Below are 10,531 nucleotides of genomic sequence, written 5' to 3'. Positions count from 1 at the left end.
AAGCCGGCCCGGTAGTGCAGGAGCGCCAAACGGCGCGACGATGGTTACGGCTGCGGCACGGCATCCGGCTGAAGCTTGCCGCGCTGGGACGCTCACGGGGTGGGCTGACCAGCAAAATCCACCTCTCGGCCGATCGGCGGTGCCCGCCGCTGTCCTTCGTTCTCACTCCAGGTCAGGCCGGAGACAGCCCGCAGTTCCGTGCAGTGCTGTCAAAGATCAAGGTTCGGCTTCCGATCGGCCGTCCACGCACCCGACCCGGGGCGGTAGCCGCCGACAGGGCCTACTCCTCGCGCGGCAACCGCGCCCACTTACGTGAGCGCGGCATCAAAGCCGTCATCCCGGAGAAGAAGGACCAAGCCGTCCACCGCAAGAACCGCGGCTCACTCGGCGGCCGCCCCATCGGCCACGACCCCATCCTCTACCAGCAGCGCAACACCGCCGAACGCTGCATCAACCAGATCAAACAATGGCGCGGCCTGGCCTTCCGCTCCGATAAGACCCCTGGCAGCTATTTGGCCGGGCTCCATCTACGCGGTGCCCTTCTGTGGATCCGAAGCCTTCAGCCCGGATGAAGATCCGAAGTCCGTACAGGCCCTAGCCCTCGCAGCTTTGGCCAAGATGGCGTCCGTCGCTCCTTCCAGTTCCGCACCATTCGCCTCATGACGATCACGGGTGGGAGCGCCGCCAACCGGTCAGGCCCGTTCGTGCCACCGCCGCAGACTGTCGAGTGCCGCAGGCAGACTGCCGTCGCGGATCCGGTCCTCCCGTACACCCATGCCGCCCCCACTCCAGTAGTCCTCGCGCCAGATCAAAGTGATCAGCCGAACGGCCTCGGCCACCGTGAGATCCTCCGGCCTTCGCCCGTCGACCAGCGGATTCGAGTAGTCGCACCTGACGAGCAGCGGGGCGCGGAACAGCCGCCGGAACAGCTGTCCGACGGCGTCGCTGCCGATGGTCTCCAGGTCGGCGGGAGTGACCCGGTCGGCGGCTTCGAACAGCTCGCGCCACCGGTCCGCAGGTACGGCGTCGAGGACGCGAACGATCTCGGCATCGGTGACCCGGTGATCCTTGGTACCCATCGCCTCCTCGTATGCCCGGAGGTCGGATACCGAGTACAGGACAAGACGTATATCAAGGCGGAAGCCCGTTGTGTGCAGCACGCGGGAGACAAGGCGGGCTGAGTCGGCGACCGGCCAGCCGAATTTTCCCGTGGAGATGGCCGGGAAGGCGATGCTCTCAGCGCCCAGGTCCTGGGCGAGCATGAGTGACCTGAGGTAACAGGAGGCGAGCAGGTCGGAGCGGTCCTCTGTCCCCGAGTAGACCGGCCCCACGGTGTGGATCACCCAGCGGGCAGGCAGGTTCCCCGCCGTCGTAGCCACCACCTCGCCGGTCGGCAGTCCCTTGCCGTACCGGGAGGCGCGAAGCTCGCGGCACTCCTCCAGAAGCGCCGGCCCACCCTTGCGGTGGATCACGCCGTTCAGCCCGCCTCCCCCGAGAAGGGAGGAGTTCGCGGCGTTGACGATGACATCCACCCGCTGCTCGGTGATGTCACCCTGGACTATCGACCCATGGCCCGGATTCTGTCAGCTGTCGCTTTCTCAGAACCGGACCCGCCCGGCCAAGATCTTCACAGGCATATCGATCCACCAGAGCGGAGAACAGCAACGCTCATCGAGATCGCGTCTTCGAGGCAGGGGCCCGCTGAACACGGTTTATGCCGCCGGCCGACCGGCCACGCCGGTCACCGGTTGGTCGGCCCGCCCACTGTCCCGAACAGGTCGCAGTCCAGCCGGGCCCAGCCCCGGCTGGAGCTGTCGCCGGAGGTGGCGGATCTGTTCCGTGCACTCCACGCGAACGCACAGATCCAGGCCGGCGGCCTATGCGGCATCCAGAATGCTGGGCCGGATGGCACCCCGGTTCCTGAGGTCGGTCAGTCCGTCCAATGTCAGAGGCCGGACTTGTACGAACGTGGAGAACGGAACGCCCCGCGGCACCTCGATGCCCGAAATCCCCATGGTCGCTCCACCCGCCCGGCCGAACCATGCCAGCTGCCCAGGTCCCGGACTGATCCACACTCCCGGACCGCCCCCGATGCAGTCGAGTCCGAGGTCGACGCCCTTCGGGGTGATCTGTTCCCGGCACAGCCTCCGGGGGTCGGTCGCCTCCGGATGAACGGTGACGTGGATTTCGGCGGAGACCGAGGTCGAGGTGAAGACGAAGCCGATCTCGTGAGGCTCCACGTAGGCCATGACGAGCTCGTGGCCAGGGAAGACCGGCACGACCAGCGGCGCCCCTGTGGCCAGGACCCGCTTCTGGAAGTCGGCCACCTCCCGCGCCTCGCGCAGCGGACCGGACACCGCGCATCCGGCGACCAGCGCGGCGCCGATGGCCACCCTGGGCCAGACATTCCCGGGCGCGACCAGCCACGACACGATTAGGAAAGCCATGGCCGGAAACGCCAGCCGCACCAGCTCGGGAACCTCCACCCCTGAGATCACTCCCCAGTCGGTGCCGCTTTCCCGGGCGAAATAGCCGACGGGGAACGCCACCAGCCCTGTCGGCAGCCAGCGCGGTAATCTCGCGACCGATGAGAGGACCAGCCCGAGCGCGAGGGGCAGCACCAGAACTGCGAGCGCGATCAGGGCGCGATCATAGGTTGGCACCAGGGCGAACAGGCCCACGGCAGCACCCCAGATCGCTACTGCGATGAGCAGACGTCTTCCCCATAACGGCATGCGCCTCATCTTGACAGCGGCATCCTGCCCCGCTGCCCATTCCCGGTGGGCGAGACGTCCGGGCCGGTCATTCCCTTGGGATTGCGATCCTCATGTCACATATTCGTGGATGGCTTCGGCTTCGTTCGACGGCGGAGACCGGCTGCGGCTGGCTCACACGTAGATGCCGGAGCGGGCTGCCGCCTGTCTCCCTCCTAGCTGTCCACGCCGGCGTAGGAAGGGGCACAGCTCCGGACGCCATGCTCGCTCAAGGGGGTAGGCATCGGGCAGACCCAGCAGCAAACGATCACCTCACCCGCAGACAGCCGGGCAGGTGAGAAGCTTACAATTACGCTAAGCAGCAGGTGGCAGGCGCTTCATAGAGTGCCCCCGGTAGGACTCGAACCCACGACACCAGGTTTAGGAAGCAGCGCAGCCCTCTATGAGGATGACTTCCCTGACCTGCTGAAACGTCAGGTTCCGCTCGCTGGATGCGTCTTGTGGGTAGGCATTGGGATCGAGATCCGTGGAGGAGCCGAGGCGCCGCGCTCAAGATGATCGTGTCTCAGCAGCAGGGACACCCGGCTCTGGGTTGATGGAGTGCCTGCCAACGGAATCCAATCGATGCTGAGAAGCATGTGTACTCAGATGTGACGCCTGCAAGACTGATCGTGTCTATCGTCGCGCAGTGCGCCGACCCCGTCTCACCTGGTTGAAGGAAAGAGGCCACTACGTGGCGAAGCTCACGTTGCCGCAGCTTGAGCGGCATCTGTTCGGGGCCGCGGACATCCTCCGCGGCAAGATGGACGCTTCGGAGTTCAAGGAATACATCTTCGGGATGCTGTTCCTGAAGCGCGCCTCCGACCAGTTCGACGTGGTCCGTGAGCAACTCGTCAAGCAGTGGGTCTCCCAGGGCAGGAGCCATGATGAGGCCATGCGGATGGCCGCCGCCCCCAACTTCTACCGGGGGGAGAGCTTCTACGTGCCCGAGAAGGCCAGATGGGCGTATGTCAAGGACCGTTCCCGCGAGAAGAACGTCGGCAACATGCTCAACACCGCGCTCAGCACGTTGGAGGAGGCCAACTCCACAGCGCTCGAAGGCGTGCTTGAGCACATCGACTTCATGAAGAAAGTCGGCCAGTCGACCATTCCCGACAGTCGTCTCCAGAAGCTCATCGACCACTTCAACCGGGTGCGGCTGCGCAATGAGGACTTCGAGTTTCCGGACCTGCTCGGCGCCGCGTACGAGTACCTGATCGGCGAGTTCGCCGACTCGGCCGGGAAGAAGGGTGGCGAGTTCTACACGCCGCGTGGCGTCGTGCGGATGATGGTCCGACTGGTCAAGCCCGAGCCTGGCATGCGTGTCTACGACCCGTGCTCCGGCTCGGGCGGCATGCTCATCCACGCCAAGGAGTACGTCGAGGAGCACGGCCAGGACCATCGCGACCTGACCCTGGCCGGCCAGGAGTACAACGGCGGCACCTGGGCCGTTTCGAAGATGAACATGATTCTCCACGGCGTGCTCAACGCGAGCCTGGAGAACGACGACACCCTCGCCAACCCCCTTCACAAGGAGGGCGGCGAGCTGATGCGCTTCCACCGGGTGCTCACCAATCCGCCGTTTTCACAGAACTACGTCGCAGCCGAGATGGAGCACAGGGAACGCTTCAAGTACGGCTTCGCCCCGGAGACCGGCAAGAAGGCGGACCTTATGTTCGCCCAGCACGTTCTCGCCGTGCTGACCCCCAACGGCGTCGGCGCCACAGTCCTCCCGCACGGCGTGCTGTTCCGCGGCGGCAAGGAGAAGGACATCCGCGAGGGCATCATCAACGGCGATCGCCTGGAGGCGGTCATCGGCCTCGCGCCCAACCTCTTCTACGGGACCGGCATCCCCGCCTGCATCCTCGTCCTTCGCGGTACGGCACGGCGGCCTGAAGAGCGGCAGGGAAAGGTGCTCTTCATCAACGCCGACCGCGAGTTCACCGCCGGTCGCGCTCAGAACTACCTTGAGCCGCAGCACGCTGAGAAGATCGTCGCCGCGTTCGACGAGTACAGGGACATCCCCGGCTTCGCCCGCGTTGTCGACCTCGCGGAGTTGAAGGAGAACGACTTCAACCTCAACATACGCCGCTACGTCGACAACACGCCCCTGCCGGAGCCCCATGACGTTCGCGCCCACCTTTACGGCGGTGTTCCCAAGGCTGAGGTCGCCAACAAGGCTCACCTGTTCCAGGCGTTCGGCGTCGACCCGGCGACGCTGTTCGCAGAGAAGAACGCCGATTACTTCGACTTCTTGCCCGAGGGCTGGCAGGCTACTGCGGAGCGCCTTCCGGCGCTCGCCAAGCCCGCAGAGGTGCGGCTCCAGGAGGCGTTCACCGACTGGTGGGTACGGCACAGCAAGCGCCTGGCCGAACTGCCGGTCTCCAAGAAGGTGATGGAGATCCGCGCGGAACTGCTGGAGTCGTTTGCCGAGGAGTTGAAGCCGCTAGGCCTGCTCGACCGGTTCGAGTTGGCTGGCGTCGTGGCCGCCTGGTGGGGCGAGACCCAGTACGACATCAAGACCCTCTCCCTGAACGGCTTTAAGGGCGTCGTCGAAGGCTGGCTCACCACCATCGAGTCGGCATTCGCGCTTGACGAGGAAGAAGTCGAATATTGGGACAAGCAGAAGATCGCCGCCGAGAAGCGTAAGGCCCGCGACCATCGCATCGTCCCGGCGCTCATTGCCGAATACCTGAAAGAGCTCGAAGGAGCCGAGGCCAGGTACGCCGAGCTTAACGCCCAGCTCAAGGCGGCCACCGCCAAGCCCAGCGAGGACGACGAAGCTGATGCAGAGGAATCGGAAGACCAACTCTCCGAGGCAGACCTGAAGAAGTTGAAGTCCGCCACGGCCACCGCGAGGAAGAAGGTCGGTGCCCTGGAGGCTGACTTCTTGCCCCGCCTCAAAATGACCGCTGGAGCCCTGGGCGAGGATGACCGCCGCGTGCTGGTCCTCGAAGTCCTCCGCCTGCAGCTCTCCAATCGCCTCGATACCCGAACGGCTGCTGGCCGCAGGCTGCTGGAATCGGCCTTCCGTAGTTGGGCCGACAAATACGCGGTCACCTTGCGGGACCTCGAAGCCCAGCGCGAAATAGCGGCTGCCCACCTCGAGGCATATCTCAAGGAGCTCGGCTATGTCTGAAATCAAGTTTAGGCATGTTCCGAGCGGGTGGAAGACACATGAGTTTGGACAGGTAGCAAGCCGAGTTGTTCGTAAGAATCTTGTCGGAAATAAGAATGTTCTCACCATCTCAGCTAAACACGGCCTGGTCAGTCAAGCGGAGTACTTCCAAAGGCGGGTCGCCAGCTCGGATGCCAGTTCTTATTTCCTGCTTGAACGAGGTGACTTCGCCTACAACAAGAGCTACTCGGAAGGGTATCCAGCTGGAGTAATCCGGCGACTGGACCGTTATGATTCCGGCATCGTCTCCCCGCTTTATATTTGCTTCCGTCCTGGAGGTGGCGTCGACTCAAATTTTCTGACGCATTACTTCGAGTCGGGACTTCTAAACGATGAAATTCTCTGGGTGGCCAAGGAGGGGGTCCGCAACCATGGTCTCCTCAACGTCAAGGTCGGCGACTTCTTCTCATTGCCTCTCCACCTGCCGCCGATTGGAGAGCAGCGGCGGATCGCCGAGGTCCTCGATACTCTCGATAGGTCGGTCTCATCTATCCAGGCATCCGTCGCTAAGCATGGGCAGGTTCGCCTCGCTCATGTGCGGGAATTGATGGCAGACGGCCTACACATCCTTCGATCCGTAGAGGCATCCGAACTTGGATCTCTTGGAACGGACGACCAGGGGTCGTGGTATTTGACCCCATTGGGTGGCGCCCTCATCGGAATTGAGGCAGGCAACAGCCCCAGCGTAGAAGACACTCCCGCTGGTCCCGGTGAATGGGGGGTTCTCAAAGTAAGCGCAATTGGGCGCAGCGGTTTTCGTCCGGAAGAGAATAAAGTCGCTTATGACCGGTCGCTGCATATTGAAGCCCTATGCGTTCGCCCCGGAGACCTGCTCATTACTCGTGCCAATACCGCCGAATTGGTCGGGATGACATGCATTGTAGGTGAAACGCCCCACGGCCTCATGTTGTGCGATAAGACACTGCGCCTTCACGTTAACGACGCCTTTGCGTCCACCGAATACATCCATCTTGTCCTCGCACTAGCGGAAATTCGGCGTCAGATCGAGATCGCTGCAACGGGAACCAGTGGAAGCATGAAGAACATCAGTCAAGCATCTATTCGTCGGCTCATGATTCCCTGGTCCGGCAGGCCAAAAATGGATCATGTGGTTCACGTCGATGCGGGGTATGCGGCCCAGGTCGATGCACTCGCACGGCAGGCGCGGCGTCTAACTCAGCTTAAACAGGGCTTGATGGAGGACTTGCTAACCGGGCGGGTACGGGTTTCTGAGGCGGAAGCCGTACTGGAAGATCTTTAGGGCTCTGACCGAGTGGGCTTCGGCTCGCCCACTACAAGGGCGATTTGTTTGGGTGTGTTGCTGAATCAGGCGGTTGGAGACGGGAGCGGGATCATGGCGAGTGAGCTCGAATACGCGCTGGTGGAAAAGCCCCTTATCGAACAGCTCCAAAAGATGGGCTGGGACCATCTGGAAGGTGCTCCCTACTTCGCGGTGATCCCGACGATCGCCCGTGATTCCTCCCGCCCTGGCTTCGACGAGGTGATCCTTGAGCAGAAGCTGCGAGACGCGCTGCTGCGGATCAACAAGAACGTCCACGGCGAGGAGTGGCTGGACGACACCCGGATCAGCTCGGCCGTCAGCGCTCTGACCCGCACCACCCCGGGTAGCCTCCTCGAAGTCAACCAAAAGGTCACCGAGCTGCTACTCAAGGGCACTCCCGTCGAGGGCGTTGACGGCTGGGAGGGCGGCAAGAGTCGTATCGTCCACTACATCGACTGGCGGCACCCGGAGAACAACGAGTTCACTGCGGTCAACCAGTTCCGAGTGGACATCCCGGGCGGGCGCGGGTCGATCGTCCCTGACATCGTGCTGTTCGTGAACGGCATCCCGCTCGTCGTCGCGGAGTGCAAGAAGACCACCGAGTCTGACCTGAGCGGCGCCGTCGGCCAACTCCGCAGATACGCGGAGCAAGTCGAGCGCGAGAGCCGTACCGGAAACCAGAAGCTCTTTCATACGGTTCAGCTGACGGTCGCGACTAGCGGCGAGGACGCCAGAATCGGGACGTTTACCGCCGAATACGAACACTACGTGCCGTGGCGCGACACCTACCCGCTCACCAAGGACGAGCTCGCCTTACGGCAGGGCAAGAACGCCGACCAGCTTAGCCGGCAGGAGATCATGGCCGCAGGGGTGCTCGCCCCGGCCAACCTGCTCAACATTGTGCACAACTACGTCACGTTCATGCCGAGTGAGCAGGGCAAGACCATCAAGGTCGCGCCGCGCTACCAGCAGTTCCGTGCCGTGGAGAAGGCGGTCAAGCGGCTGCTGACCGGCAAGACCCGCGAGCAGCACGGCAGCACGGACGGGCGCGGTGGCGTCGTCTGGCACACCCAGGGATCAGGCAAAAGCATCACTATGACGTTCCTGGTTCGCCGGCTGCGGTTCACTCCGGAGCTGGCGAACTTCAAGGTCGTCGTGGTCACCGACCGGACCCAGCTTGAGGACCAGCTCGGCAAGACCATGCGCCTCAGCGGCGAGACCGTGGTCACCGCCAAGTCCGGTGCGAGAGCTAGGACGGTCCTCGCCCATCACGGCCCGGCTGTCGTGTTCGTGATGATCCAGAAGAGCCAGGGCGGCGAGGGAATCACGGCGAAGACCGCTCTCGATGAGATCAACACCGACGAGTCGATCGTGGTGCTGATCGACGAGGCGCACCGGTCGCACACTGCCTCGCTCGGCGCAAACCTGCGGGAGGCGCTGCCGAACGCGGCCCGGATCGGCTTCACCGGCACGCCCATTATGACCCGGAAGGGTCAGCGCAAGACCAGCGTCGACCTGTTCGGCCCGTTCATCGACACCTATCGCCTCAAGGACGCCGAAGAGGACGAGGTGATCGTCCCGATCCTCTATGAGGGCGTCAAGGTCAACGCGGCGGTCCGGGACCGTAAGGACCTCGACGACATCTTCGAGGACGAGTTCATCGAACTCGACGACGACGAGCGGCAGCAGCTTCAGAGACGCTGGGCCACCAAGGGCAAGGTACTGACCGCGCAGCAGATGGTCGATGCCAAGGCTAAGCACATGTTGAACCACTACGTGGACCATGTGCTCCCCGAGGGCTTCAAGGCGCAAGTGGTGGCCGAGGACCGGGAGACCACGGTCCGCTATCGGGAAGCGTTCCTCGCTGCCCGCGACGATTTGGTCGCCGCCATCGAGAAGTTGCCTGAGCACGTGCTGGCCATGCCGCCGGAGAACATCCGCAGCGCGAGCCGCGCCCGGTTGGTGCGGGCGGCCAGGTTCCTCGACCTGTTGAAGCGGATCGACTTCGTACCGGTCATCTCCAAGGGCCAGTCGGAGGAGGAGCACCATCTAACCGAGTGGACCGATGAGGCGAAACAGAAAGCGCGGGTCGACGGCTTCGTTCAGCCCTTCGGGACGAACGACATCGCCATGTTGATCGTCAGGACGATGCTGCTCACCGGCTTCGATGCGCCGATCGAGCAGGTCATGTATCTGGACCGCAAGCTCTACGAGCATGACCTGTTACAGGCGATCGCACGAGTCAACCGTAAGGCGGACCGCAAGCCCAACGGCTGGGTCGTGGACTATAGCGGAGTCGCCAAGAGCCTCCTCGAAGCGCTGCGTATCTTCGCATCTGAGGACTTCGAGGGCGACGAGGGTGATGACGCCGCAGGAGCCCTGCGGGACGCTCGCCTGGAAATCGCCAAGCTGGACCCCCAGTTGCAGCGGCTGCGGATGATGTTCGGCGATCCGGAGGACGTCGAGCGATGCGTACAGGAGCTCTCCGATCCGGAGCTGCGGGATCGGTTCAACGCTGAGCTGAAGCGCTTTGCCACCACCGTCAACACAGTGCTGCCCGATCCGGCGGCTAAGCCGTTCCTGCCGGATCTGAAGCGGTTCATGGTCATCAAGCTGACAGCGGCCCGACGATATCGGATTGACGCCGGCGAGTTCGATCCCGGGGCATACGGTTCGAAGATCCGCGCCCTGATCGACGAGCACATCGCCTCGCTCGGCATTGAGGAGCAGTTGCCGCCGATCAAGATGACTGCGCCCGGCTTTGCCGCCAAGGTGGAGGCGATGACCGGTGGACCCCGGGCCAAGGCGTCGGAGATGGAGAACGCGATCCGGCACCACATCTCCATTCGCGGTGGCGAAGACCCAGCTCGCTATCAGATGCTCAGCGAACGCCTGGAGAAGATCCTCACCGAGTTGAAGGACGAGTGGGACCAGCAGGTCATCGCGCTCAAGGACCTGATGACAGAAATCGTCCAGGAGAAACAAGAGAATCCGTTCGGCCTGAGCGAGATCGAGGCACGCGTCCACCGGACCATCACCGCTGAGCTGGCAACCTCCCCAGAGGAAGCGCTGACGGAAGTACGGTTCGCTGATGCCGCCAGGGAGATCCATCTGAAGGCCACTCAGACGATCCACCGGCAGGACTTTTGGCGCAAGCGCGTCGATCAGGCCGACTTCAGGCTCGACATCTTCGCCATCCTCCACGAGCGGGCTTTGGGGGAGTACGAGCGGCTTGATCAGCTCGCCACCGACCTCCTTGACGTGATCAGGAGCAACCGCCATCTCATTCCAAGGGCATGAGACTGGCATCCTGGTGAC

General features: G+C 63.3%; 6 protein-coding genes. 4 read left to right on the top strand and 2 right to left on the bottom strand.

The genetic code is table 11. The annotated features are described in order from the left end of the window. Positions 1–572 (top strand): IS5 family transposase (locus AW270_RS26650; RefSeq protein WP_157522687.1); only part of this gene is annotated, 572 nt, incomplete at its 5' end. A 120-nt stretch (positions 573–692) separates the two neighbouring features. Here the strand turns inward: AW270_RS26650 and AW270_RS42290 are convergent. Together AW270_RS42290 and AW270_RS26640 are read right to left on the bottom strand one after the other, a co-directional pair. Next, positions 693–1,532, bottom strand: a complete 840-nt coding sequence (locus tag AW270_RS42290; RefSeq protein ID WP_063819346.1) for an O-acetyl-ADP-ribose deacetylase — start codon at positions 1,530–1,532, stop codon at positions 693–695. A gap of 345 nt (positions 1,533–1,877) precedes the next feature. After that, positions 1,878–2,681, bottom strand: coding sequence for a hypothetical protein (locus AW270_RS26640; RefSeq protein ID WP_157522684.1), 804 nt, complete (start codon positions 2,679–2,681; stop codon positions 1,878–1,880). Between the two features lie 766 nt (positions 2,682–3,447). Here AW270_RS26640 and AW270_RS26635 point away from each other — a divergent pair. From AW270_RS26635 to AW270_RS26630, 3 genes are all read left to right on the top strand, one after another. Then, positions 3,448–5,892, top strand: coding sequence for an N-6 DNA methylase (locus AW270_RS26635; protein ID WP_061298748.1), 2,445 nt, complete (start codon positions 3,448–3,450; stop codon positions 5,890–5,892). Next, a complete protein-coding gene (locus AW270_RS39090) occupies positions 5,885–7,192 on the top strand; it encodes a restriction endonuclease subunit S (RefSeq protein ID WP_157522681.1) in 1,308 nt (435 codons plus the stop codon). The genes AW270_RS26635 and AW270_RS39090 overlap by 8 nt, the downstream gene beginning before the upstream one ends. 93 nt (positions 7,193–7,285) lie before the next feature. Next, the gene (locus AW270_RS26630) at positions 7,286–10,513 is read left to right on the top strand and encodes a type I restriction endonuclease subunit R (RefSeq protein WP_061298746.1); all 3,228 of its coding nucleotides are present in this window, start codon (positions 7,286–7,288) and stop codon (positions 10,511–10,513) included. Positions 10,514–10,531 lie beyond the last annotated feature (18 nt).

Source organism: Herbidospora cretacea (assembly GCF_001570605.1).
Lineage (GTDB): Bacteria > Actinomycetota > Actinomycetes > Streptosporangiales > Streptosporangiaceae > Herbidospora > Herbidospora cretacea.
Note: the sequence above shows the minus strand (reverse complement) of the source record. Positions and strands in the feature narration are given on the sequence as shown.

Bases quoted from the DNA above. Each gene is read 5' to 3' on its own strand.
- AW270_RS39090 (WP_157522681.1), top strand. From the start codon at position 5,885: ATGTCTGAAATCAAGTTTAGGCATGTTCCGAGCGGGTGGAAGACACAT.
- AW270_RS26630 (WP_061298746.1), top strand. From the start codon at position 7,286: ATGGCGAGTGAGCTCGAATACGCGCTGGTGGAAAAGCCCCTTATCGAA.